General features: G+C 64.8%; 24 protein-coding genes, 4 tRNA genes and 1 riboswitch. Of the genes, 17 read left to right on the forward strand and 11 right to left on the reverse strand.

Annotation, left to right across the window (positions count from 1 at the left end; all coding sequences use genetic code 11):
- Window positions 1-29: 29 nt before the first annotated feature.
- The gene (locus VF34_RS22870) at window positions 30-1685 is read left to right on the forward strand and encodes a DNA repair helicase XPB (protein ID WP_027495892.1); all 1656 of its coding nucleotides are present in this window, start codon (window positions 30-32) and stop codon (window positions 1683-1685) included.
- 40 nt (window positions 1686-1725) lie between these two features.
- The gene (locus VF34_RS22875) at window positions 1726-2451 is read left to right on the forward strand and encodes a DUF3239 domain-containing protein (RefSeq protein ID WP_169879424.1); all 726 of its coding nucleotides are present in this window, start codon (window positions 1726-1728) and stop codon (window positions 2449-2451) included.
- On the opposite strand, the gene VF34_RS22880 is transcribed toward VF34_RS22875, so the two are convergent.
- Window positions 2432-3418 carry an LLM class F420-dependent oxidoreductase gene (locus VF34_RS22880; RefSeq protein ID WP_027495891.1) on the reverse strand — a complete coding sequence of 329 codons (987 nt, stop codon included), beginning with the start codon at window positions 3416-3418 and terminating at the stop codon, window positions 2432-2434. The genes VF34_RS22875 and VF34_RS22880 overlap by 20 nt on opposite strands.
- Before the next feature lie 62 nt (window positions 3419-3480).
- Here VF34_RS22880 and VF34_RS22885 point away from each other — a divergent pair, with 62 nt between their 5' ends.
- Together VF34_RS22885 and VF34_RS22890 are read left to right on the forward strand one after the other, a co-directional pair.
- Window positions 3481-4653, forward strand: coding sequence for a pyridoxal phosphate-dependent aminotransferase (locus VF34_RS22885; protein WP_032372973.1), 1173 nt, complete (start codon window positions 3481-3483; stop codon window positions 4651-4653).
- Complete coding sequence (locus VF34_RS22890) at window positions 4650-5669, forward strand: AraC family transcriptional regulator (protein ID WP_027495889.1); 1020 nt, start codon at window positions 4650-4652, stop codon at window positions 5667-5669. Before VF34_RS22885 ends, VF34_RS22890 begins: the two co-directional genes overlap by 4 nt.
- 12 nt (window positions 5670-5681) lie before the next feature.
- Here VF34_RS22890 and VF34_RS22895 read toward each other — a convergent pair whose 3' ends face one another.
- Entirely contained in the window at window positions 5682-6107 is a 426-nt protein-coding gene (locus VF34_RS22895) for a VOC family protein (protein WP_032372963.1), read from the reverse strand.
- A 58-nt stretch (window positions 6108-6165) separates the two neighbouring features.
- Between VF34_RS22895 and VF34_RS22900 the strand changes: the two genes are divergently transcribed.
- Window positions 6166-6786, forward strand: a complete 621-nt coding sequence (locus VF34_RS22900) for an alpha-ketoglutarate-dependent dioxygenase AlkB (RefSeq protein ID WP_027495887.1) — start codon at window positions 6166-6168, stop codon at window positions 6784-6786.
- A gap of 11 nt (window positions 6787-6797) precedes the next feature.
- On the opposite strand, the gene VF34_RS22905 is transcribed toward VF34_RS22900, so the two are convergent.
- Complete coding sequence (locus tag VF34_RS22905; protein WP_032372964.1) at window positions 6798-7889, reverse strand: 3-deoxy-7-phosphoheptulonate synthase; 1092 nt, start codon at window positions 7887-7889, stop codon at window positions 6798-6800.
- A gap of 238 nt (window positions 7890-8127) precedes the next feature.
- Window positions 8128-8337: riboswitch (cobalamin riboswitch) on the forward strand.
- Between the two features lie 130 nt (window positions 8338-8467).
- Here VF34_RS22905 and metE point away from each other — a divergent pair.
- The gene (gene metE, locus VF34_RS22910; protein WP_032372965.1) at window positions 8468-10735 is read left to right on the forward strand and encodes a 5-methyltetrahydropteroyltriglutamate--homocysteine S-methyltransferase; all 2268 of its coding nucleotides are present in this window, start codon (window positions 8468-8470) and stop codon (window positions 10733-10735) included.
- 89 nt (window positions 10736-10824) lie between these two features.
- Here metE and VF34_RS22915 read toward each other — a convergent pair whose 3' ends face one another.
- Window positions 10825-12024, reverse strand: coding sequence for a DDE-type integrase/transposase/recombinase (locus VF34_RS22915; protein WP_231578261.1), 1200 nt, complete (start codon window positions 12022-12024; stop codon window positions 10825-10827).
- Between the two features lie 182 nt (window positions 12025-12206).
- Between VF34_RS22915 and VF34_RS22920 the strand changes: the two genes are divergently transcribed.
- The 5 genes from VF34_RS22920 (at window position 12207) to VF34_RS22940 (ending at window position 16251) form a co-directional block, all read left to right on the forward strand.
- On the forward strand, window positions 12207-13259 hold the full coding sequence (locus VF34_RS22920) for an iron-siderophore ABC transporter substrate-binding protein (protein WP_032373769.1): 1053 nt from the start codon (window positions 12207-12209) through the stop codon (window positions 13257-13259).
- A 97-nt stretch (window positions 13260-13356) separates the two neighbouring features.
- A complete protein-coding gene (locus VF34_RS22925) occupies window positions 13357-13815 on the forward strand; it encodes a MarR family winged helix-turn-helix transcriptional regulator (RefSeq protein WP_032373743.1) in 459 nt (152 codons plus the stop codon).
- On the forward strand, window positions 13812-14237 hold the full coding sequence (locus tag VF34_RS22930; RefSeq protein WP_032365872.1) for an organic hydroperoxide resistance protein: 426 nt from the start codon (window positions 13812-13814) through the stop codon (window positions 14235-14237). The genes VF34_RS22925 and VF34_RS22930 overlap by 4 nt, the downstream gene beginning before the upstream one ends.
- Window positions 14238-14248: 11 nt before the next feature.
- A complete protein-coding gene (locus tag VF34_RS22935) occupies window positions 14249-15244 on the forward strand; it encodes an NADP-dependent oxidoreductase (protein WP_032365871.1) in 996 nt (331 codons plus the stop codon).
- Window positions 15245-15336: 92 nt separating this feature from the next.
- Window positions 15337-16251: a pseudouridine synthase gene (locus VF34_RS22940; RefSeq protein ID WP_045842050.1), complete on the forward strand. Its 915-nt coding sequence runs from the start codon at window positions 15337-15339 to the stop codon at window positions 16249-16251.
- On the opposite strand, the gene VF34_RS22945 is transcribed toward VF34_RS22940, so the two are convergent.
- Complete coding sequence (locus VF34_RS22945; protein ID WP_230593516.1) at window positions 16181-17305, reverse strand: hypothetical protein; 1125 nt, start codon at window positions 17303-17305, stop codon at window positions 16181-16183. The two genes, VF34_RS22940 and VF34_RS22945, sit on opposite strands and share 71 nt — an antisense overlap.
- Before the next feature lie 111 nt (window positions 17306-17416).
- On the opposite strand from VF34_RS22945, the gene VF34_RS22950 reads away from it, so the two are divergent.
- Window positions 17417-18001: a helix-turn-helix domain-containing protein gene (locus VF34_RS22950; protein ID WP_045842051.1), complete on the forward strand. Its 585-nt coding sequence runs from the start codon at window positions 17417-17419 to the stop codon at window positions 17999-18001.
- Between the two features lie 88 nt (window positions 18002-18089).
- Window positions 18090-18389, forward strand: a complete 300-nt coding sequence (locus tag VF34_RS22955; RefSeq protein ID WP_045842143.1) for an ANTAR domain-containing protein — start codon at window positions 18090-18092, stop codon at window positions 18387-18389.
- A 12-nt stretch (window positions 18390-18401) separates the two neighbouring features.
- Here VF34_RS22955 and VF34_RS22960 read toward each other — a convergent pair whose 3' ends face one another.
- The 6 genes from VF34_RS22960 to VF34_RS22985 all read right to left on the reverse strand — a co-directional run bounded on the left by VF34_RS22960 (window position 18402) and on the right by VF34_RS22985 (window position 20642).
- Window positions 18402-18698 (reverse strand): hypothetical protein, encoded by a 297-nt coding sequence (locus VF34_RS22960; protein WP_045842052.1) that lies wholly within the window; start codon window positions 18696-18698, stop codon window positions 18402-18404.
- 101 nt (window positions 18699-18799) lie between these two features.
- The gene (locus tag VF34_RS22965; protein WP_032373747.1) at window positions 18800-19372 is read right to left on the reverse strand and encodes a DUF6584 family protein; all 573 of its coding nucleotides are present in this window, start codon (window positions 19370-19372) and stop codon (window positions 18800-18802) included.
- Between the two features lie 119 nt (window positions 19373-19491).
- Window positions 19492-19568, reverse strand: a tRNA-Phe gene (locus VF34_RS22970).
- Window positions 19569-19624: 56 nt separating this feature from the next.
- Window positions 19625-19698: transfer RNA gene (locus VF34_RS22975), tRNA-Asp, on the reverse strand.
- 123 nt (window positions 19699-19821) lie between these two features.
- Window positions 19822-19894 (reverse strand) — tRNA-Glu (locus tag VF34_RS22980).
- A 79-nt stretch (window positions 19895-19973) separates the two neighbouring features.
- Window positions 19974-20642, reverse strand: a complete 669-nt coding sequence (locus VF34_RS22985) for a TetR/AcrR family transcriptional regulator (RefSeq protein ID WP_027495877.1) — start codon at window positions 20640-20642, stop codon at window positions 19974-19976.
- A 622-nt stretch (window positions 20643-21264) separates the two neighbouring features.
- Here VF34_RS22985 and VF34_RS22995 point away from each other — a divergent pair.
- From VF34_RS22995 to dusB, 4 genes are all read left to right on the forward strand, one after another.
- Window positions 21265-22488 carry a lipase family protein gene (locus VF34_RS22995; protein WP_032373750.1) on the forward strand — a complete coding sequence of 408 codons (1224 nt, stop codon included), beginning with the start codon at window positions 21265-21267 and terminating at the stop codon, window positions 22486-22488.
- Between the two features lie 68 nt (window positions 22489-22556).
- Window positions 22557-22632: transfer RNA gene (locus tag VF34_RS23000), tRNA-Lys, on the forward strand.
- Between the two features lie 235 nt (window positions 22633-22867).
- Window positions 22868-23824 (forward strand): acyl-ACP desaturase, encoded by a 957-nt coding sequence (locus VF34_RS23005; RefSeq protein ID WP_045842053.1) that lies wholly within the window; start codon window positions 22868-22870, stop codon window positions 23822-23824.
- A gap of 94 nt (window positions 23825-23918) precedes the next feature.
- Window positions 23919-25058 carry a tRNA dihydrouridine synthase DusB gene (gene dusB, locus VF34_RS23010; RefSeq protein WP_027495874.1) on the forward strand — a complete coding sequence of 380 codons (1140 nt, stop codon included), beginning with the start codon at window positions 23919-23921 and terminating at the stop codon, window positions 25056-25058.
- Window positions 25059-25167 lie beyond the last annotated feature (109 nt).

Raw genomic sequence — 25167 nt, forward strand, 5'->3', positions numbered from 1 at the left:
GGGCGCAGCAGAAGTCTCTAGGAGGAACCGTGACCGACGGCCCGCTGATCGTCCAGTCCGACAAAACGCTGTTGCTCGAGGTCGATCACGAACTCGCGGGCGCAGCGCGGGCGGCGATCGCACCGTTCGCCGAGCTCGAACGTGCGCCCGAGCACGTGCACACCTACCGCATCACCCCGCTGGCGCTGTGGAACGCGCGCGCTGCCGGTCACGATGCCGAGCAGGTGGTCGACGCGTTGGTCAACTTCTCGCGCTATGCGGTACCGCAGCCGTTGCTGGTCGACATCGTCGACACGATGGCCCGATACGGCCGGTTGCAGTTGGTCAAGAGCCCGGTCCACGGTCTAGTGCTGATCAGCCTGGACCGCGCCGTGCTCACCGAAGTGATGCGGCACAAGAAGATTGCGCCCATGCTCGGCGCGATGGTGGACGAGGACACGGTCATCGTGCATCCGAGCGAACGCGGCCACGTGAAGCAGATGTTGCTCAAGATCGGCTGGCCCGCCGAGGACCTCGCCGGCTACGTCGACGGCGAAGCGCACCCGATCGAGCTCGATACCGAGGGTGGCAAGTGGACGCTGCGCGACTACCAGGAGATGGCCGCGGATTCGTTCTGGGCCGGCGGCTCCGGCGTCGTCGTGCTGCCGTGTGGTGCGGGTAAGACCATGGTCGGTGCGGCGGCGATGGCCAGAGCCAAGGCCACCACGCTGATCCTGGTCACCAACACCGTCGCCGGCAGGCAGTGGAAGCGCGAGCTCATCGCTCGCACGTCGCTCACCGAGGAGGAAATCGGCGAGTATTCGGGCGAGCGCAAAGAGATCCGCCCTGTGACAATCGCCACGTACCAGGTCATCACCCGTCGAACCAAGGGTGAGTACAAGCACCTGGAGCTGTTCGATTCCCGCGACTGGGGATTGGTGATCTACGACGAGGTACACCTGCTTCCCGCACCGGTGTTCCGCATGACAGCCGACCTGCAGTCACGGCGTCGACTCGGCTTGACGGCCACGCTCGTCCGCGAGGACGGACGCGAGGGCGACGTCTTCTCGCTGATCGGGCCGAAGCGCTACGACGCGCCCTGGAAGGACATCGAGGCGCAGGGGTGGATCGCACCGGCCGAGTGCATCGAGGTGCGCGTCACCCTCACCGACGCCGAGCGCATGTCGTACGCGGTCGCCGAACCCGAGGAGCGCTACAAGCTCTGCTCGACGGCGCACACCAAGATCGCCGTCGTGAAGTCCATTCTGGCGAAACACCAAGATGCTCCAACGTTGGTGATCGGCGCGTACCTCGATCAGCTGAACGAACTCGGTGAAGCCCTGAACGCGCCGGTGATCCAGGGCTCGACCAAGAACAAGGAACGCGAGGTGCTGTTCGACGCCTTCCGCAAGGGTGAGATCCAGACTCTGGTGGTGAGCAAGGTGGCGAACTTCTCGATCGACCTTCCCGAAGCGTCGGTGGCAGTCCAGGTTTCGGGAACGTTCGGCTCCCGGCAGGAAGAAGCCCAGCGACTGGGCCGATTGCTTCGGCCGAAACACGACGGTGGTCAGGCGCACTTCTACTCGGTGGTCTCGCGCGACACCCTCGACGCCGAATACGCCGCGCATCGGCAGCGGTTCCTCGCCGAACAGGGATACGCGTACCGCATCACCGACGCCGACGACCTGCTCGGCCCGGCAATCTGACGCTTCGTGTCGGGATCGGCGGCATGCTAGGAATAGCAGTGTGCGCCGATTCGAGTTCCCTGTAGACGTAGCCCACGCGAAGTCGGTCAACGAGACGTTCACCGAACTTCGCCGGCTGCGGATGTCCGCGGCGCTCACGGCAGCGGTCCTGCTGGCACTGGGGATCTGGTTCTTCTGGATCGCGACGCCGTGGTCGTACATCCTCGGCGGCGTGTTCTGCATCGGGGCGGCGACGTCCCTGTGGGTCATGGTGTGGGCACCGAAGAAGATGGGGTCCATCGAATCGCTCTACACCCGGGGCGATCTGGTTCCGGCGGTGGTGGCCGAGACGATGCCGAGCGGCGCGACGTTGCTGTCGCTGGTCGATGTCGCGAAACCAGGAGTCGACGAGCCGCACTACGTCCTGATCACGCGCGTCGTCCGTGCGCTGCCCGGCCACGCCGTCGAACGCGGTGCCGAGGTGCCTGCGGTGTCGGTGCTCGCCGATCGCGGCCGTAACACCGGTGGACGCACCTGGCAGCTGGTGTCGGCGATGCCGATCGCCTGGGGCACCACCGACGCGGCCGTCCTGGCACGCGCCGCCGCCGAGATCACCGAGGGCGAATGGGCACTGCTGCACGCCAACATCGGACTGTCGGAGAAGGTACGCAAGGCCAAGAACCAGCAGCTGCTCGTCGACCCCGCCGATCTGCCCGAGGACCTGACGCGGCCTACCGAAGAGCCGGGAGTGGAGCCTGCGGAACGACCTACCGAAGAGCCGGGATGACCTCGCGCTCGAAGAGTTCGATGCCGGAGCGGTCGTAGGCGGCTTCCGGGAAGTAGAAGATTCCGTACGTCATGCCCTGCTGCTGCAGTTCGGTGAGGTTCTCGACGATCTGCTCGGGTGTTCCGACGGCGGGCATTCCGCGGTATGCGCCCAATGCCTCGTGTGCCTTCTCGGCTCCGACGTGTTCGGTCAGTCGAGCCTCGAGAGCGCGTAACCGCTCCTGCACCTCGGCCTCCGTGGAGCCGATGGCCACGTTGTAGTTGGCCGAGCGGACGATGGCGTCGAAGTCCGTGCCGACGGTTGCGCAATGATCGCGCAGCAGAGCCGATTTGGCGGCGAAACCGGTAGGGGTTCCATCGAAGTTGGTGTAGTTCGCGTATTTCGCTGCGATCTTCAGTGTCACTTTTTCGCCGCCACCGGCGATCCACAGTGGGATGCCGCCCTCCTGCAGGGGCAGTGGGCGCACCACGGCACCGTCGATCTCGTAGTGCTTGCCGTCGAGATACACCTCGCCGGTGGTCCACGCTTGTTTGAAGATCTGTACGCCCTCGTCGAGGCGGCCCAATCGTTCACCGGCAGAGGGAAATCCGTAGCCGTAGGCGCGGAACTCGTGCTCGTGCCAACCGCCGCCGATACCCATCTCGACCCGACCGCCGGAGATGATGTCCACTGTCGCAGCAACTTTCGCCAGATAGGCGGGGTTGCGGTAGGACATCGCAGTGCACATCTGACCCAGTCGGATACGCGAGGTGGACGCGGCCAGTGCGGACATCAGCGACCAGGCCTCGTGCGTCGCCTCGTCCGTCGCGACGGGAACGGTGTGGAAGTGGTCGTAGACCCACAGTGATTCCCACGGTCCGGCTTCGGCGGCAACGGCATGCTCGCGCAGCACACTCCACTGCTGGGCCGGATCGATCCCGACCAGATCCAGCCGCCAACCCTGAGGCACGAACATTCCGAATCGCATGACAGGCACAGTACAGACGCAGGTCCGACGCTCGCGCCGGCTGTGTGAACTACGCTGCAGGAATGTCCGAGATGTTGCCGTCGCGCACAGTGACCCGGTTGCGCCCGTTCGCATCGACCATTTTCGCCGAGATGACCGCGCTCGCGGTGGCGAAGAACGCCGTCAATCTGGGGCAGGGATTCCCGGACACGGACGGACCGTCGGCCATGCTCGAGGCCGCGCGTGACGCCATCGCGAACGGTCTCAACCAGTACTCCCCCGGCCCGGGGATGCCGGTGCTGCGCGCAGCCATCTCCGATGACCGGCTCGCCCGGTTCGGACTTCGGTACGACCCCGATTCGCAGATTCTCGTGACCGTGGGTGCCACCGAGGCCATCTCGGCGACGCTGCTCGGCTTGATCGAGGCGGGCGACGACGTGCTGTTGATCGAGCCGTTCTACGACTCCTATGCGGCCGCTGTGGCGTTGGCCGGAGCCACTCGCACGGCCGTACCCCTGGTCACCGACAGCAACGGATGGACCGTCGACACCGACGCCCTCGAACGCGCCGTAGGGCCGCGAACGCGCATGCTGATCGTCAACTCGCCGCACAATCCCACCGGCACCGTGTTCGATCGCGAGACGATGATCCGTATCTCCGAGATCGCGATCGCCCACGACCTGCTCGTGCTCACCGACGAGGTGTACGAGCATCTGATCTTCGACGACGGTGTGCACACCCCGATCGCGACGCTGCCGGGCATGTTCGAGCGAACCGTCACCGTGTCCAGTGCCGCGAAGACGTTCAACGCCACCGGCTGGAAAACCGGGTGGGCGCTCGGACCGAAAGAGCTGATCGATGCGGTGCGCGCCGCCAAGCAGTTCATGAGTTTCGTCGGCGGCACCCCGTTCCAGCCCGCCGTCGCGTACGCACTCGGTCACGAGCAGGCGTGGATCGCCGCCATGCGCGACGGTCTGCAGCACAAGCGAGACACGCTGTCCGCGGCGTTGACCGAGGCGGGTGCGGACGTCAAGCACAGCGCCGGAACGTATTTCGTGTGCGCCGATATCGCACCGATCGGCCGCGGTGATGCGTACGAGTTCTGTCGCTCCCTGCCCGATCTCGTGGGCGTCGCCGCGGTACCGGTGACTGCCTTCGTCGACGAGCCCGCGCCGTGGAATTCGTTGGTGCGCTTCGCTTTCTGCAAGCAGGACCACGTGCTCGCCGATGCCGCCGAGAGGTTACGGCGATTGTGACTGCGCAACCGACGATTCCGGCGTACTTCGTCAGGCAAGCCGTCGACCTCGCGGCCAACGGCGGAGTGGACCTGACGTACCCGTTGTCGATGGCCGGGATCGGAACCACCATTCTCGACGACCCGGCGGAGCGGCTCACCACCCGACAGGTCACCGCGTTCACCCAGGCCGTCTGGGCGATGACCGGCGACGAACTCTTCGGACTCGCCGCAGTTCCCGTGCGGCGCGGCAGTTTTCGGGTGGTGTGTCAGACGTTGATACACACGGAGAACCTGTGGGCAGCGCTGATTCGAATGTCCGAGACCATGCGCGTGCTCATTCCGGTGAAACCGATGACGCTGGATCGAACGGAGCAGTCGACGGTCCTGACGGTGCACGTCGAAGCCACGACCGACCTCAGCCCCGAAGCGAACGAGCTCGCCGAGCGATTGCTGACCGACTTCCTGTTGATTCTGCTGCATCGGTTCGCGGCGTGGCTGATCGGTAACCGGGTCAAACTCCTGTCGGTTCAGTTGCCCTATGCACTGCCCGGGCCCGAGGCCGGGAAGATGTACGACACCATATTCGGAACTCATGTGCAGTTCGGATCCGACCGCGCCGCACTGGAATTCGACACCGCGCTCATGCGCGCCCCGATAGTGCAGACCGAGGCGACACTGGCCGAGTACCTCGCGGAGTCACCCAACCTGCTGTTCTCGTCGAGGGACTACGACAGCACTGCGTCGAGTCAGGTCCGAAGAGCCCTGGAGACCGGATTCAGAGGCGGTACGCCGGCTACCGAAGAGATTGCGGCCATGCTCAACATCAGCCCGCCGCATCTGCGCCGCGTTCTTCGCCAGGAAGGCACTTCCATCAATCAGCTCCGCGAGGAGGTTCTGCGCGACGCGGCCATCTCGGGGTTGAGCCGCGGCGACAGCGTGGACGACATCTCGGCCCGCCTGGGCTTCTCCGAACCGAGCGCATTCCGCCGAGCCTTCAAGCGCTGGACCGGCCAAACTCCCGGCGCGTATCGATAGAGCTCAGCGCGATCAGCTGACGCAGAACTCGTTGCCCTCGAGATCGGTCATGGTGATCCAGGTGCTGGGCCCTTGCTGCCCGCGATGCAGTACCGACGCGCCTCGACCTTCGAGTGCGGTCACCACCGCCTCGCGTCCGTCACCGACACGAACGTCGAGATGGAGTCGGTTCTTCACGGACTTCGATTCGGGTACCGCCTGAAAAAGCACCCGCGGGGTGCCCGGAGATTCCGGATCGGTGATGCCCTGGCCTGCTCGCCACACCAGAACGCCGTCGAACACGGTTGTGTCCTCCTCTCGGGCGTGGCCTGCCGCAACCATCTCGCGAATGAACTCCTCGTTGCTGGGTTCGACCTGCCAGCCGAGAGTCTGTGCCCACCATGCCGCGAGCGCATGCGGGTCGACGCTGTCCACGACGACCTGAAATCGGTAACCCATGCGAGAACGATACCGCCGGGAGCTGGCAATGGGAACACCTGTTCGATACAGTCGAGTCATGTCGCTCGCGATGCAAGGTTCGCTGTTCGGTGACGACGACGGTGGCGTCGGGTCGCTGCAGTCCGTCACCCGCCGCGAGCTGACGCTCGGTGCCTGGGTCGATGTGCGGCCGGGCTGGTTGTCCGACAGCGACCTCTTCGATTCGCTGGTCACCGACGTCGACTGGCGCGCCGAACGCAGGCAGATGTACGACCGCGTGGTCGATGTGCCGCGCCTGGTTCGGTACTACGCCGAGCGGGAGCACTGGCCGCATGCGGCACTGTACGAGGCCCGCGATGCACTGGACGACCACTACCGAAGCGAGCTCGGGGAGTCGTTCGCCACCGCGGGACTGTGTTACTACCGCGACGGGTCCGACAGCGTCGCCTGGCACGGCGACAACATCGGCCGCAGCGCCACCGAGGACACGATGGTGGCGATCGTATCGCTCGGTGCTACAAGACAACTCATGCTCCGTCCCCGCGGCGGCGGGACCTCTCTGAAATTCACCCTCGGTCACGGCGACCTGGTGGTGATGGGCGGGTCCTGTCAACGGACCTGGGAGCATGCAATTCCCAAATCGACCCGCGCGGTCGGCCCACGCATCAGCGTGCAATTTCGACCGCGCGGGGTTCGGTAACGCACGACGCGTCAGCGCGCGGCGTTCGAGGCCCGACGCGTCTCGACGGCCGCCGCGAGAGTGGCCAATTGCGTTGCCGTCGTGTCCCAGTCGAGGCATGCATCGGTGATGGACTGGCCGTACACGAGCTCGTCGCGGTGGCCGATTTCGAGGTCCTGACGCCCTGCGACGAGGAAACTCTCGAGCATCAGCCCGACAATTCCGTGCTCGCCGGCCGCGACCCTGGTGGCCACGTCGGTGACGACGTCCACCTGCTTGTTGTGGTCCTTACGGCTGTTGCCGTGGCTGGCATCGATGACAACTCGCTCCGGCAACCCCGACTTACGCAGGCGGGCAACGGTATCGGCCACGGACTCGGCGTCGTAGTTCGGTCCGTCGACGCCGCCGCGCAGGATGACGTGGCAATCGGGGTTTCCGACGGTCCTGATCAAGGCCGCCTTGCCGTCGAGATCGGTTCCGGGGAAGACGTGGCTCGCCGCGGCGGCGCGGGTTCCGTCCACGGCGACCTGGATGTCACCTTCGGTCGAGTTCTTGATGCCGACCGGCATCGACAAGGCGCTGCACAGCTGCCGGTGCACCTGGCTGGCTGCGGTCCGTGCTCCGATGGCACCGTAGCTGACCAGGTCCGCAATGTACTGCGGGGTGATCGGGTCGAGGAATTCGCAGCCGACGGGCAGGCCGAGCGCCGAGATGTCCAGCAGCAGCTGGCGTCCCACTCGAAGACCTTCGTTGATGTCGAAGCTGCCGTCGAGGTGCGGATCGTTGATCAGACCCTTCCAGCCGAGCGTCGTCCGCGGCTTCTCGAAGTAGACCCGCATGACGATGTGCAGTCGATCGCCCAGCTCGGCTGCCGTGGCGGCGAGGCGTCGGGCGTAATCGAGGGCAGCGTCGGTGTCGTGCACCGAACACGGGCCGACCACGACGATCAGTCGGTCGTCACGGCCGTCGAGAATGTCGACGACACCGGAGCGTCCGGTACGAACACTCGCCGAGATCGCGTCGTCCACCGCGTGCTCGCGGCGTACGACCGACGGCGCGACCAGCGGACTGATGCTGATCGTGCGCTGATCGTCGAGTGACGGGGTGTCGAGGGAGAGCGTCATGAGAGGGTTTCCTGTTCCCAGGCCGGCTCCGCATGCTCCACGCGCACTTCGAGCCGGTCTGTATCCGGCTCGTGGGGTGGAGGGTCAGCGCATGGCGTCGCTGGCTGACCCACCCGGGGCCGGCCTGCTAAACCAGAAATACGTGCGCTGCATGAAGAGCACCGTAACAGACTCTCCCGTGATGCATCTATGCTCGTCCCTGCAGTCGGTTCGCCAGGTGGTCATGAGGAGCCCCGAAGTTCACCTCGGCGTCGAGCGGTGCGTGCAGTCACGGCGCATCGCGAGAGGGAACCCGGTGAGAATCCGGGACTGTCCCGCAGCGGTATGCAGGAACGACCGCCGTCATCACGCACTGAAGAAGCCTCTTCGGGAAGCGACGGCCAGTAGGAGTGGGCTCTTCGTCCGCGCGCCTGCAAGTCCGAATACCTGCCCTCTGTGCTGTGCACGCCGTGTGCAGCGGTTCACCGCCTCGTGGAATGGGCGCGTAACCCTGGTACGGCTGTAGTCAGGGCTCACCGGGATCTGCGCGCCCGTGAAGACGGTGCACCACCCACGTGTAGTCACCCTGGAGATCAACTGTGAACAACGATTTCACCGCCACCGTGCTCGGTTCGGCTCGCATCGGACCCAACCGAGAACTGAAAAAAGCCGTCGAATCCTATTGGGCCGGAAAGATCGACGCCGAGGCCCTCGAATCGGTCGCGAAGAATCTTCGCGAGAACGATTGGCACACACTCGCAGCCAGGCTCGATTCCGTTCCGGTGAACACCTTTTCGTACTACGACCAGATGCTCGACACTGCGGCCCTCCTCGGAGCGTTGCCACCGCGAGTCGAGGCGGTCGAAGGTGAACTCGATCGGTACTTCGCCGCCGCCCGCGGCACCGAGACCATCGTCCCGCTCGAAATGACCAAATGGTTCGACACCAATTACCACTACCTCGTGCCCGAGATCTCGCCGGAGACCACGTTCTCCCTGCACCCGGACAAGGTGCTCGGCGAGGTGAACGAGGCTCGTGCACTGGGGATCCCGGCACGTCCGGTGATCATCGGACCGGTCACCTTCCTGTTGCTGTCCAAGTCCGTCGGCTCCTCCGATTCGCTGCTGGGACGGGTGGACGAACTGATACCGCTCTACGACCGTCTGCTCGAACTCCTCGCCGCAGCCGGAGCCGAGTGGGTCCAGATCGACGAACCGGCGCTGGTGCGCGATCTCGACGACGAGACCGTCGCAGCGGCGACCCGATGCTTCGAGCAACTCGCAGCCTCGCAGACCCGCCCGGCCATTCTGCTGGCGTCCTACTTCGGCGACCTGGGCGACGCGCTGCCCGCAGTGGCGTCCACCGGGATCGAGGGCCTGGCCGTCGATCTGACCGTTCCTGGTGTGGCCGAGCAACTTGCAGCTACTCGCGCTACCTCGACGATGCTCGTCGTGGCCGGCGTCGTCGACGGACGCAATGTCTGGCGCACCGATCTCGACGCCGCGCTCGAGACACTGTACGAGGTCGGCAGACATGCGCGCGCAGTGGCGGTGTCGTCGTCGTGCTCGCTGCTCCACGTTCCCTATTCGTTGGACGCCGAACCTCAGCTCGAACCGACACTGCGGTCGTGGCTGGCGTTCGGGAACGAGAAGATCACCGAGGTCTCGGTGCTCGCGCGCGCACTCCAGGGCGGAACAGCCGGGGAAACCGATCGATTCGTGTCGGGCCGATTCGAGTCGGCCCGCGCGGCTCTGGATTCGCGGAGACACGATGCACGACTGCACGATCCGACAATCCGTGCGCGTGTGAACAGCGCTGCCGGCCGTGACCGCAGCCCAGGAGACGTCCGCCGCGTCGTGCAGGCCGAGCATCTCTCGCTCCCTGTTCTGCCGACGACGACCATCGGCTCCTTCCCACAGACGAGCACGATCCGCCGCGCGCGGGCGGCGCTGCGCAGCGGCACCGTCGACGAGCCGGAGTACGTGCGGCAGATGCGCGCGGAGATCGCCGATGTCGTTGCACTGCAGGAGCGTCTGGGGTTGGACGTGCTCGTCCACGGCGAGCCCGAACGAAACGACATGGTGCAGTACTTCGCCGAGCAACTCGACGGTTTCGTCGTGACCGCCAACGGCTGGGTGCAGTCGTACGGGTCACGGTGCGTGCGACCACCGATCCTGTACGGCGACGTCTCCCGCCCGGCACCGATGACGGTGGAATGGGCGACGTACGCGCAGTCACTGACCGACAAACCGGTCAAGGGCATGCTGACCGGTCCGGTGACCATTCTCGCGTGGTCGTTCGTCCGAGACGACATCCCGGCGGCCGAGTCGGCAGCTCAGATCGCCTCGGCGATTCGAGACGAGACGATCGACCTGGAGTCGGCGGGGATCCGCATCGTCCAGGTGGACGAGCCCGCGCTCCGCGAACTGCTACCGCTGCGCTCGAAAGACACTGCAGCGTATCTGGATTGGGCCGTCCGCTCGTTCCGGATCGCGACGTCCGGCGTCGACGACGCGACACAGATCCACACGCACCTGTGCTACTCCGAGTTCGGTGAGGTCATCGACGCCATCGTCGCCCTGGACGCCGACGTGACGTCCATCGAGGCCGCACGCTCGCGCATGGAGGTGCTCGACGACCTCACTGCGGTCGGCTTCGCACTCGACGTGGGACCCGGTGTCTACGACATCCATTCGCCGCGAGTTCCGACGGTTGCCGAGATCACCGAGTCGCTCCGCGCGGCGGCCGAGGCAGTTCCCCTCGAACGGCTCTGGGTCAATCCGGACTGCGGACTGAAGACACGAGGCCCGGCCGAGGTCGAGCAGTCGTTGAGAAACATGGTCCTGGCCGCGGCAGCGCTGCGCTGACCCCATGTGAGCGGAACTTCGACCCCTGCTACGTGTGCTGTCTTGATACATGTGGGACACGGGTGTCTCGATACATGTGAGACACGATTCTAGGCTGCGGGGCGGTGGAGTTGTCCTTGGTAGCGCTTGTCGGTGTTCAGGTGCAAGTGGCCGAGGACTTCTCCGCTGGCCGTGTAGGTGGTGATGTGGTTGCCGTCGCGCAGGACGGTCACGCGAGTGTGTGCGTGGGGCCGTCCGACCGAGATCGTGTGGTCGCCGACGGAGATCACGCCGGAGCCGGAGACGGAGTGGGTGCCGACTGTGGCGTCGACCTGGGTGGGTAGGTGCTGCGGGCCGCCCAGGGTTGCAGCGCGGTTCCATGCCTGCTGCGGGGGCATGTTCACGGCACTGTGGCGGCGGTCGTTGTTGTAGAACTTCTGGTAGCGGTTGCACGATGTCTGCAACTCGGCGGTGGTGGCGGGCCGGGTGGGTTGGTCGGTGAGCCACTGTTTGAAGGTGCGGTGGTGGCGTTCGACTTTGCCGTTGGTCTGAGGGTGGTACGGGCTCGAGTGAATGAGCCTGGCACCGGACCCGGTGACGAACGCGCCGAACTTCGAGCGGCCCTTCGACGCGGTCGCGCAGAATGCCATTCCGTTGTCGGACAACACGATTGCCGGTACTCCGTAGTCGGTGAACGCTCTGCCGATGGCGGTGATGGCTCCGGCGGTGGTCTCGGCGTGGCAGACGTACGTCGCGACGAGGGTGCGGGTGCAGTCGTCGAGAACTTCGAAGACGGTGGCTTTCCCGCCGCCGGAGAGTACGACTTCGGTGGCGTCGATCTGATAGCAGTCACGGGGCCGGGCGTATTGGAACCGGCGGTAGGACGATTTGGGTCGCTTCTTGGGTTCCGGGGTCACCAGGCCGTGGCGGGTGAGGATGTTGTTGATGGTCGATCGGGCCGGGACCTTCCAGCCTTTGCCGGCCCAATCATGTTCGGCGGCAATCTTGGTCAGCTCGTAGCGGATGTTGTCGGCACCGTTGTCGCGGCCCAATTTGCCGCGGAGCGCGATGATGCGGGCTTCGATGGTGTCGGGGGTGCGTGTCGGGCTCGAGCGGGGCCGGCGGGAGTCGAGTTCCCACCGGCCCCGTTCTCGGATCCGGGCGGCGTGACGGTTGGCGGTACTGCGGGAGAGCCCGTGGTCGGCGCAGAAGCCTGACAGGCCTCGTTCGTCGAAGACGTCGGCTCCCTCGATGATCCATGCGGTCAAGGTGGCGTCGAGCAGGTTCATCCGGGCATCCGATCTGGCCATGGATTACTCCATAGCCGGTCACAGTGCCCCGCAGCATCATCACAGCCCGTGTGTCACATGTCCGTGGACATCTCGTGTCTCATATGTCCCCGGACTGAACACGACCCCTGCTACGAAGTTCCGCTCACGTGGTCGCCAGGCTAGGGTTACCTATCCATGCCCGCTCGGTGAAAGAGATCGAAGTGAAACGTCTGCTCGTCGTCACTGCCCTCGTCGCAGTCGCAGCTCTGACCACCGTCGCGTGCGGCGACAGCGGCGAGCAGGCACCGAGCACCGCCACCTCTCCCACCTCCAACACCGACGCCGCATCGGACTCACCGGGCCCCACCGGCATTCCCGACGGAATGGGTTCGGGTGCCGCCGACGGCGAGTTCCCGCGCACCGTCGGGCATTTCGGCGGATCCACCGACATCCCCGCCGAGCCGAAGAAGATCGTGGTGATCGCCACCGGCCAGCTCGACGCCGCATTGACCCTGGGCGTGACCCCCACCGGTGCCGCCTACGGCGACGGAGCCGATCTGGTGCCCGACTACATCAGCTTCTCGTTCCCCCAGTACGCGGACCAACTGACGCAGATGGCAGATCTGGGCAACCGCCAGAGCGTCGACATCGAGGCCGTCGCCGCCGCCGAACCCGACCTCATCCTGGCCAACAAGACCGGCTCGGAAGACATCTACCCGACGCTGTCGGCCATCGCGCCGACCGTATTGACCGAGGGCACCGGCGTGAACTGGAAGCAGGACTTCCTTCTTCTCGCGGATGCACTGGGACGCACCGAGCAGGCGCAAGGGTTCCTGGACACATTCGCGTCCGACGCTCGCGCACTGGGTGATTCGGTCTCCAACGGCGGCGGATCCGGGGGCGCTCCGACGGTGTCGTTCGTCCGCTTCACCGCAGACCGGGCACGCGTGTTCGGCGTCGCGTCGTTCGCTGGATTCATCGCCTCGGACGCTGGGCTGGCGCGCCCGCCCAGCCAGCAATTCGACAAGACCTCGCAGGACTTCAGCGAGGAAGAGATCCAGTTGGCGAACGCCGACTGGGTATTCGTCTCCAGCCAGGACGCGGAAGCCGATTCGAGCGCTGCGTCGTACACCACCAATCCATTGTGGACCGGGATGAGCGCGGCAACGCAGAACCACATCGTGCGCGTCGACGACGACCCGTGGTACCTCAACGCCGGCCCCACGGCGGCGACCATCGTGCTCGACGGCCTGAGAAACGCTCTGCAAAGCTGACCCCCATGTGAGTGGCACTTCGTAGCAGGCTACGAAGTTCCACTCACATCGGGCGGATAGGTTGCGCACAACTTAAACGTGCACTACTGTTCTTCTCGTGACCAACGAACTCGCACTCGATCGTCAGGTGTGCTTCGCGCTGTACTCCGCTTCGCGGGCTACCACCGCGGTGTATCGCCCGATGCTCGACAAGTTGGGCGTCACGTACCCGCAGTACCTGGTTCTGCTGGTGCTGTGGGAGAAGGACGGGCGCGGCGTCAAGGACATCTGTGCCGAACTCGATCTCGACACCGGCACGCTCTCGCCGATGCTCAAGCGACTCGAAGGGCTCGGCTTCATCGAGCGTCGACGCCTGAGCAGCGACGAGCGCCGCGTCGAGATCCATCTCACCGAGACCGGAAGCGACTTACGCGCTGAGGCACTCGACATCCCGCGCAAGCTGGCCGAGAAGACCGGCATGGACGTCGGCGATCTCGTCAAGCTCAAGGAATCGCTCGACGCGTTGACGAGCGCTTTGCATCACACCGATTCGAGCACGACAGAAGGAGAATCATGAAAACCATCTACACCGCAGAGGCACTCGCCACCGGCGAAGGCCGTAACGGCCACGCCCGCACCTCCGACGGACGTCTCGACCTCGATCTCGCCATCCCGGAGGCCATGGGCGGCAGCGGAAACGGCACCAACCCCGAGCAGCTGTTCGCAGCCGGCTACGCCGCGTGCTTCCACTCCGCACTGCAGATGGTGGCGCGTCAGGACAAGGCCGACGTCACCGACTCGGCTGTCGGCGCTCGCGTCGACATCGGCCCGAACGACCAAGGCGGCTTCCAGCTCGCAGTCACCCTCGAGGTGACTCTGCCGAACCTCAGCCGCGAGAACGCACAGGCACTGGCCGACAAGGCACATCAGGTCTGCCCGTACTCCAACGCCACCCGCGGCAACATCGACGTCACCGTCACCGTCACCGAAGACGAGTAAGAGGAAACACCATGAAGGCACACGAAATTCACCTCGCGTCCCGCCCAGAAGGCTGGCCGACCGAAGACAACTTTCGCGCGGAGGTCGTCGACCTCCCCGAACTGCAGGACGGGCAGATCCTCGTTCGCAACATCGTGATGTCGGTGGATCCGTACATGCGTGGCCGGATGAACGACGTGAAGTCGTACGTCCCGCCGTTCCAGATCGATGCGCCGCTCGACGGCGGTGCCGTGGGCGAGGTCGTCGAGTCCAAGGCCGACGGTTTCGCAGTCGGCGACGCTGTTGTGCACGGCAAGGGATGGCGCGATCTCGCCATCGTCCCGGCACAGGGAGCCAGCAAGGTCGACCTCGGCGCAGCCAAGGCATCGGCATACCTGAGCGCACTCGGAATGACCGGCACCACAGCGTATGCGGGCCTGACGGCCGTGGCGTCGTTCCAGAAGGGCGACGTCGTGTTCGTCTCCGGCGCCGCCGGAGCCGTCGGCTCGCTCGTCGGACAGATCGCCAAGGCGCTCGGCGCATCTCGCGTCATCGGTAGCGCCGGATCCCCCGCCAAGGTTGCGCGCTTGCTCGAGCTCGGGTTCGACGCGGCATTCGACTACCACGACGGCCCTGTCGCCGAACAGCTCCGACAGGCAGCTCCCGACGGCATCGACGTGTACTTCGACAACGTCGGCGGTGACCATCTCGAAGCTGCTATCGGGTCGATGAACAAGCACGGCCGAATCGCCATGTGCGGAGCCATCGCTCAGTACAACTCGACCGAACCGACCCCGGCCCCGCGCAACCTCGCCCTCGCCATCGGCAAGGAGCTGACGTTGAAGGGATTCATCGTCGGCTCGTACGCGCACCTCACCGAGGAATTCCGCGCGAAGATGACGGATTGGCTCGCCAGCGGCGCAATCGAATTCGACGAAACGATCGTCGAAGGCCTCGACAATGCCCCGGCCGCCTTCATCGGACTGATGAAGGGCGAGAACACCGGCAAGATGGTCGTCACCATCTAGGTCGGGCCGGCACGGCGCGTCACCGCAGTCCACACCCCGGTCGGGAATTCCGACCGGGGTGTTTCCATGCGTGCACCGATTACAGTCGTTGCATGCCTGCCGCCCCACTTCCGTTGCGCGACGGCCTCGACCCCACCAGGGTGCGGATGCCCGACGTCGCGACCGGCGCAACGGTGCTCGAATATCTGTGTGCCCGCTTCCCGCATGATGCGGCCAGGCTGACCGAGAAGGTGTCCGGCGGGGAGGTCGTCGATGCAGCGGGCGTACCGATCGACCCGTCGACGATCGCCGGCCCGCGTGCGGACATCTACCTCTACCGTGACCCGCCGGTGGAATCGGCCGTGCCGTTCTCCCTCGATGTGCTGCACCGCGACGAGAACCTGCTCGTGGTGGACAAGCCGCACTTCCTCGCCACGACGCCGCGAGGCGCGTACATCGCACGCTCGGCGTTGGTTCTGCTGCGACGACAATTCGATCTCCCCGAGTTGAGCCCTGCTCACCGACTGGATCGACTCACCGCGGGTGTCCTGGTGTTCACCGTGCAGCGGCAGGCGCGCCGGCCGTATCAGGAGATGTTCGCTCAGCGCACGGTCACCAAGCAGTACGAGGCAATTGCCCCACTGTCCCAGAATGTCGACTTCCCACTGACAGTGCACAGTCGAATCGTCAAGGAACGCGGCGTTCTTCAGGCACGGGAGGTACCGGGCGAGCCCAATGCCGAGACACGCATCGAACTGGTCGACACTCTCGGGTCGTACGGTCGATATCGGCTGCACCCGCGCACGGGGAAGACGCATCAACTTCGGGTTCATCTGTGCTCGTTGGGAATCCCGATCGTGGGCGACAACTTCTATCCGTCGTTCCGCGAGGTCGCCGACGACGACTACTCCGATCCGCTCCGCCTACTTGCTCGCTCCATCGAGTTCGTCGATCCGCTCAGCGGCGTGGTTCGACGGTTCGAGAGCAATCGGAGTCTCGATCCTCCTGCAGCGCAACCGATTCCGTAGTACCGGCTATTTCGTCGGCTCGGACGGTGATGCGGTGCGAGATGACCGCGAGCGCGAACAGACCGACCGCTACATTTCCCAGCGCAGCGAACCCCTCCTGGGCGAAATCCACGAGCGCGTTGAGCAACGTGAACACCAGTGCGGACACGCGGAGAGTGCGCAACGGCCACACGGGACCGTCCGTTCGCAACCGCAGCATCGCCGGCAGCGCCGTGGCGAAAGTGATGCAGGCACTGACGAACAGGATGCCGCTGGCGATGCCCATCCTGTCGACGTCGATCGTCAGGTCTCGGCGATCGATGAGCAGGTCACCCAGGACGAGCTCGACGATCCCGAACACGACTCCCGCCCCGGAGATCAGGACCAGTCCCCAGCCGACGACGGGAACCCAACGGGGACTGGTGAAGAACGCGGGAATCAGCCGTGGAACGAACTGGCGCATCGAGTGGGTACGCGATGTCGACCGGCGGCAGGTGCCGAGCAACAATCTGATTCCGGCTACGGTGTCCGGGTCGGCTCCGTCCGACTCCGCTCGCGCAACCATCCGCAGCGCCCAGTCGCGCCGATGCTCGGGAAGACCGTGCGCGACGCCATCCGCGGCGATCGCGGCCGCATTCGCCAGCGACTCGTCCCGCGACGGCCTGCGGAACTCCCGCACGATCCTGCTGAACACCAACAGCAGCACCACCAGGACGTACATGATCTCCGACGACGGGCCGTAGAAGTAATCGTTGTCCTTGGTGACGAACTTGCCGACCTCGTCGAGAAACAACCCGAACCCGATTCCGCCGAGCACCACGGTGAAGACCCGAACGCCGAACCCGATGAACATCCACCCGATCAGCAGAGCCAGCATCATCGCCGCCCCGCCGTACAGGGCGTGCGCGATGTGCAGCGACTTGCCACCGACCTGCGGGTAGTGAGTGAGTTCCAAATACGCCCTGGTGACCAGAATCGTGGCAATGGCCACCACCATGAAGGCCTCGGACGCGGAACTGCCGTAGGCATCGCGGACCACGCCGGTACGTTGCGGGTGCCCCGGACGAGCGATCATGAACCGAGTATGAGCTTCCCGCCGTCGCCTCCGGGCTGTTTTCGCCTCTGCATTCCCGCGCGCCACATGGGGCGACTTGACAAATTCGTTTGCCGAAACTGCAATGGATCGATGACGGACGCAGAAACCACCCTCGACGAGCTCATCGCCGGCCTCGGCCCCCGCCTCAAGCGCATCCGGATGGAAAAGAACACCACCCTCGCCGCGCTGTCCGACACCACCGGAATTTCGATCAGCACGCTCTCACGGCTCGAATCCGGTGACCGCAAACCCAGTCTCGAACTGCTGTGGCCGATCGCCCGCGCGCATCAGATGGCGCTCGACGATCTGGTGACGACTCCCCCCGTCGCCGATCCCCGGGTACGCACCACAGCCACCGTGCGCGAGAACGTCACCATCCTTCCGCTGACGCTCCGCCCCGGCGGACTGCAGGCCTTCAAACTGCTGATTCGTCCGGACGACAAGGAGCCGCGCCCGCGGGTGCACGAGGGGTACGAGTGGTTCTACGTTCTCGACGGCACCCTGAGACTTATTCTCGGCGAACACGATCTGACGATGAAGGCCGGTGAGGCCGCCGAATTCGACACCCGGGTACCGCACTGGTTCGGCGCTGTCGGTAACCGACCGGTCGAGCTGCTGAGCCTGTTCGGACCTCAGGGCGAGCGCATGCACGTCCGCGCGAAACCGACTGTATGAAAAGTCATGTCGGTGTGAGACAGTGAAGCCCGCTCGACGCAGAATCCACTCGGTCATCCGCACCGACAACACCATCTCGAGGAAAAAGATGACCGACAGACTGCCCGATTCACCCGCCTCTCGTACCGACGTCGACATCGCGACCGGAGTGCTCATCGGGATCCACGGCGGCTCGGTGGCCGACGCCATCGACGAGTTGTTCACCACGGCGAAGAATCACCGGGTAAGTCTGTTCGAGCTCTCCCGCACGCTGATCACTGTCGCCGAGGGGCGCGACGTCGAGCAGTCCACGACGACTGACGCGGTGTACTCGGTGTGGGGTTCGGCGCTGGGCCGGCGTGGAGCCGAGACCACGTTCGGCTTGGTCACCGGTTCCGCCGCAGTCTGATTCGGGCGCTCGCTATCCGCGGACTGCCGGGTCGGTCCGCAGTTCCGGGAATCGAGCCGTCATCGCGTCGATGTGCCGATACATCTCGTAGAGCTCGGTGCGGAGAGTGGATGCCTCGGACTCGAATTGCCTCGCGCGAGATTCGGCACGATCGGCGCGAGCCCGAAATGCTTTGGATTGCGCTATTTCGATGGCCGCCGAACACGTCCGAATGTGTTCGGCCAGTCCTCGCGCGAACACTCTCGCCTGGGCAAGATTGACGTCGTAATTGTCGTCGCGCGGTAACGGTGCGCCGTTCGCTGTGCCCATGAAATGAAGTCGCCCTCGGTCGTCGGCCTCGATATCCTCCGACGAACTCTACGCTCGGATTCGAGCGACCCGTTCGAGAACCGCCCCTCCGAGAATCGCCATCACCCGAAGACGAGTGCCAACACCACCGACGCAGAGGTGGCAACGATGGCAAGGACAATGGTTGCTGCGATCGCACGTTGCCGGACGGTGCGGTAACCAGACGTCTTCAACCCGTCGTCGGCATCGTCCTCGTCGGCGGTACGCGCGGCATAGAAGTCGTCGGAGTCGACTCCGTCCTCGTCGAAATACACGACATCGCGCGGTGGGATCCAGCTCTGCCCATTGGCTGCGATTGCGGCTCCCAGTCGCTCCAGGCGCATCTGAGCCCGCACCGGATACCAATCCGAGGGCGCATGGATGGGGAGCGCTCGGGCGAGCATCAGCGGCGACCGGTACTGCTTCTGCAGTGCCGCGAACGCAGCCGACGCCGTCGGATCGTCGTCTGCCTTGTCGGTCAGAAACCACACGGCACCGGCCGCCGCACGATCACCGAGAAGGAGATATGTGTACGCGAGCAGTTCCAGAACCGCCGGCGACGACGGGTTGCGCGGCAAGGCGTCGAGGAGCCCGTTTCGTGCGGCGTTGGTGTCTCCACGTGCGAGATCGGCTTGCGCGCGAGCGATCACATCCACCTGTCGAGCCTAACGTTGCAATCGAGCGCCGTCACGGGACAATGAATACTCCGCAGACGACAAAGCCCCTCTCGACCGAAGTCGAGAGGGGCTTTGTCAGTGCTTGTCGATCACAACCGTGGTGGCCAGGGCCGGGATCGAACCGGCGACCTTCCGCTTTTCAGGCGGACGCTCGTACCAACTGAGCTACCTGGCCGGGCGGCACCGGTGAAACAATGCCATCGCAATTTCGGCGCTTTCACACCGATTCTGCGACCCTGACGGGACTCGAACCCGCGACCTCCGCCGTGACAGGGCGGCGCGCTAACCAACTGCGCCACAGGGCCTTGCTGTTGTTGCCGCGCTATTTCTAGCGCACCAACTCTCCGAACTGCAAATCTGCTTCTCGCCGGAGCGAGATGAAGAATGCTGTACTGCACATCGGATTGTCAATCCGATGCTTTCCTGCGTACCCCCTACGGGATTCGAACCCGCGCTACCGCCTTGAAAGGGCGGCGTCCTAGGCCGCTAGACGAAGGGGGCCCGCCGAATTGCTTCGACGCTACCCTCAACGGCGTTCCGTTGGGAGCTGGGATAGCTTAGGACACTTTCGCTGTAAATCTCAAACCGGCAGGTCAGAGGCAGTTTTTGCCTCGTTTTCGCCGAACTGCTCCCACCCGTGAAGTTCGAACTCGGCCAACCAACTATCCGACGCCATGGCAAGGAGCACGATCTCGACGGACTCCTCGAACCGCTCGCGTAGATCTGCGTTGTCGGCCACCAGATCCGACATGTAACGCTGACCCGCCATCGACGCGGCGAGTACCCGCACGAACTTGGCCGCGTCGAACTGCGGCTTGAGGTCTCCCATCGCCAGCGCTCTCTCGGCCTGCGCGTACCCCTGAGCGCCCCACACCCGGCCACCACCGGAGTGCACCTCCGCGTAGAACTCGGGCTCGACGATCAGCCGGAATTCTGCACGCACGATCACATCGTTCTGAAAGTTCTGCGCGATGTCGTCGACGATTCCCTTGATGACGTAAAAGGGATGCGCGGTCGAATCCGCCCATTTCTCGGAGATTGCGACATAACGGTCGAGTCCGGCCGCGAGCACCGCTCGGGCCAGGTCTTCCTTGGACTGAAAATGGAAGTACATCGCCCCCTTGGTGGCGTTCGATCCTTCCAAGATGGTGTTGACGGACGCAGCCGCATATCCGCGCTTGGCGAATTCCGCCGCCGCTGCCTCGACGATTGCCGCCCGGGTCCGCCGTGCGCGCTCCTGTTGTGCCATTTACTCCGTGCCTCCGAGCCCAAGCGCCCTGCATATCCACAGGTAGTACAAGTAGAGAGTACTTCACCCGAACGACATGCGACTCGACTCACCTGCGGTCCGCTACGACGCGTGCAGCCGACAGAAAATTCGGTTGGGTAACTGAAACAAGCCGAATGGTATTGTTCACCCGGCTCGAGTGCGCTGCAGGGGGTGCGCACTCGAGCCGCTCACGTACGTCCGCTCGGGCCAGGTCGGCACCGCCGTTCGAGCCACAACGCCGATACCGAGCATGCGTACGAATTCCGCCGAATGGCCGCCGGTCTCCCAGAGCCGGAAAGCAGTTGAATATCGAATTACATTCTGCACGAGCATCTCTCGAGGCACCTTCGTTTGCACCGCTCCTTAGCGCATGAAAACTGTTGCTGATCAATCGAATACGGCAAACCCGCTCCGTGAGGTCACCAAAAGCACTGTCTCATAATCGATATCAGCGGCGAAACGGTAACGGTTTCGACACATTCTCGGAATAGCCGAAGACGTAGACCACCTCGGGCATAGCGTGATGCGCATCACACATGTTGCTTCGGCCGATCGGGGACGGGTGCACGCCATGAATCTATCGATCCGCGTATGTCGTTCGATGACAGCACTACTCGTGTCGGCGGCCTTGACGTTGTCGACCGCGCACACCGTCGCCGCCGACCCACTGACGAACTTCCTCGATCCCGTCGCCGATCCCGCCCTCTACCTGCCGACCCCACTCGGCGAGCCGTTCTTCGACCCGCCGGCAGGATTCGAGGAGCTCCCGCCCGGATCGGTTCTCGGCACCCGACGCGTGCGCGTCGGGCCGCTGTTCACCCCGGTCATATCGACCCAGATCCTATACCGCACAAGCGATTCCAAAGACCGACCCGTCGCAGCGGCGACGACCGTCATCGTGCCCGACGCGCCCTGGGCCGGTCCCGGCACGCGTCCCGTCGTCGCGTACAACATGGCCATCAACTCACTGGGTAACACCTGTGCACCGTCGTGGACCCTGCCCCGAGGTATTGCCCGCGAGATTCCAGCGGTGCAGGCGTTCCTCGCCAAGAATTATGCAGTGGTCGTCACCGATCACGAGGGTCCTCGGCAGGCGTACGCGGCCGGGCGCATGGCCGGCCATGCGGTGCTCGACGCGTTGCGCGCGATGGTGCGCCTCCCCGAACTCGGGTTGCCCGCGTCCTCCCCGATTGCCGTCACAGGCTATTCGGGCGGGGCGATCGCCACCGGATGGGCCGCTCAACTCGCCCCGTCGTACGCGCCGGAGGTCAATCTGGTGGGCGCGGCCTTCGGCGGTCCACCGACCGACTACCGGATTCTGCTGACGTCGATGAACGGCAACGTCGCGTCGACGCTGTTCCTGTCCGCAGCGCTCGGAGTTGCCCGCGAGTATCCCGAGCTGTTCTCCCTGATGAACGCCAACGGACTGCGTCTGGCGACCGTGGCCAAAGATCTCTGCATCACACTGCTCGCTCCCGGCGGACTGGTGGCACCGATACCGGCCCAGGCCCTCTCGGACGTGCCGAACGTCGACCGGACCGAGATCGCCGAACGCATCATCGCCGCGACCCGGATGGGCGGTGATCTCGCCCCCACCGTGCCCACGATGATCTACCAAGGCCGTCAGGAATTCTGGATCCCCCGGGAAGGTGCGGAAACGCTGTACGACGAGTGGTGCGCACACGGTGCCGACGTACGCCTCGAGGAGTACTTCGGTGAACACCTCGTCGTCGCGATCAGCGGCATTCCCGGTGCGTACTCCTGGATCGACGACCGCCTGGCCGGTATCCCCGCGCCGCAAGGCTGCAGCAGTTTCGGGCGCTGACCCCCGAAACGCGGTGCCGGGGGTGCATGACCGACACGGCTGCACTGCCCATTACACTTTCGATCCGCGCCCCTATAGCTCAGTTGGTAGAGCTACGGACTTTTAATCCGCAGGTCGTAGGTTCGAGTCCTACTGGGGGCACCACACACCCTTCCGCCGAACTGCATTCGGCGGCACCCGGTCCGTACACTCGGGGTAACGATCGGCCCGTCCGCAGCGACGTGCAGGGAGAACTGCAGCAGTCGCGAAGATCCCCACATCGGCCGATGTCGGTCGTCACGACTGCTCGAACAGCAAGTGAACAGCCGCGACACGGTTCACACCGAACCTACGGTGCCGTAAGCTGGACCGGTCGTACGCAATCTATGGAGGCGATCTAATGGCGAGGGATCTGACACAGCTCGAGCTTCTGCAAGAGCTGGTGCCCACTGCCGAGGACAACGTGAACCGTCACATTTCGATGGCGCGCGAATGGCATCCCCACGACTACGTGCCGTGGGACGAAGGCCGTAACTTCGCCGCCCTCGGCGGTACGGACTACGACCCGGGGCAGTCCAAGCTCTCCGACGTCGCGCAGGCCGCGATGATCACCAACCTGCTCACCGAGGACAATCTGCCGTCCTACCACCGTGAGATCGCCGAGAACTTCTCCCAGGACGGTGCCTGGGGAACCTGGGTCGGCCGGTGGACCGCCGAAGAGAACCGTCACGGCATCGTCATGCGCGACTACCTCGTCGTCACCCGAGGCGTCGACCCCGTCGCCCTCGAAGAAGCCCGCATGATCCATATGACCAACGGCTTCGCCTCGCCCGCAGGTTCGCAGACCGGATTGCTCCACTCGGTGGCGTACGTGACGTTCCAGGAACTCGCGACCCGCGTCTCGCACCGCAACACCGGCAAGGTCTGTGACGACCCGATCGCCGACCGCATGCTCCAGCGCATCGCCGCCGACGAGAACCTGCACATGATCTTCTACCGCAACATCACCGGCGCAGCGATGGACATCGCACCCGACCAGACCCTCGACGCGGTCTCCGACATCGTGACGAACTTCGTCATGCCCGGTGCCGGCATGCCGAACTTCCGCCGCAACGGTGTGTTGATGGCCAAGCACGGCATCTACGACCTGCGTCAGCACCTCGAAGACGTCGTCTGGCCCGTGCTGCGCAAGTGGAGCGTCTTCGAGCGCAACGACTTCACCGCCCGCGGTGAGAACAAGCGCGAAGAACTCGCCGCGTTCCTCGAAGACCTCGAACGTCAGGCCACCAAGTTCGAGGAGATGCGAGATCGCTCGCTGGCCCGCGAACGCGCCAAGGCCGAAGCACGCGCGTCCTGAGTTTCGATCGACTGGTGTGCCCGGTACCGACTTCGGTGCCGGGCACTGCCTTTTCTCCTGAAAGTTCTCCCTTCGTTCCAAAGGCTTGTTTTCCATGACATTGCAGATCGGCTCCCTGGAGTTGCGCAGCCCCGTCGTCCTCGCACCGATGGCCGGCGTCACCAATGTGGCGTTCCGCACGTTGTGCCGTGAGCAGGAACTCGAGCGCGCGGGCAGCACGTCCGGTCTGTACGTCTGCGAGATGGTCACCGCACGCGCTCTCGTCGAACGGCAACCCGCCACGATGCACATGACGACGTTCGGGCCCACCGAAACCCCCCGGTCCTTGCAGCTCTACACGGTCGATCCGGACACCACGTACGCCGCGGCGAAAATGATCGTCGACGACAACTTGGCCGATCACATCGACATGAACTTCGGCTGCCCGGTCCCGAAAGTCACCCGCAAGGGCGGCGGTGCCGCATTGCCGTACAAGCGAAACCTGTTCGGCCGCATCGTGGCTGCGGCGGTCAAGGCCACCGAGGGCACCGACATCCCCGTCACGGTCAAGTTCCGTGTCGGAATCGACGAGAACCATCACACCCATCTCGATGCCGGCCGGATCGCCGCCGACGAGGGTGCAGCGGCCGTGGCGTTGCACGCCCGCACTGCCTCGCAGCGGTACTCCGGCACCGCCGACTGGAACGAGATCGCTCGACTCAAGGAGCACGTCACCGGGATTCCCGTCCTGGGCAACGGCGATATCTTCTCGGCGTCCGACGCCGTCCGCATGATGGCGGAAACCGGATGCGACGGCGTCGTCGTCGGGCGTGGCTGCCTCGGTCGTCCATGGCTGTTCGCCGAGCTCAGTGCCCGCCTGAACGGGCGGCCAGAGCCGACGCCGCCGACCCTGGGTGAGGTGGCCACTATCATCGCGCGCCATGCCGAGTTGCTCGCGCAGCACCACGGTGAGGGCAAAGGCCTCCGAGAGTTGCGCAAGCACGTGTCCTGGTACCTGCGCGGCTTTCCCGCCGGCTCGGATCTTCGGGTGTCGATGGCACTGGTGTCGACCCTCGCCGAACTGGACGACCTTCTGGCGCAACTGGATCCAACCGTTCCGTTTCCCAAGGACGCCGAAGGTCCCCGCGGCCGGCAGGGCTCGCCCGGCGCAGTGTCGCTGCCCGACGGATGGCTCGACGATCCGGAGGACCTGTGTGTCCCCGCCGGTGCAGATCTGATGCATTCCGGCGGCTGATCGACCCCTCACCAGGGCCCGTCTCGCACGAAGTGGACCGCGCCGCTCGAGTCAGTACTATGGCTTGGATTGCCGAGTAGACGGCACATGCGTGTGATGGAAGGCCAGG

The organism is Rhodococcus sp. PML026, from assembly GCF_000963615.1.
In the GTDB taxonomy this organism is placed as follows: Bacteria; Actinomycetota; Actinomycetes; order Mycobacteriales; family Mycobacteriaceae; genus Rhodococcoides; species Rhodococcoides fascians.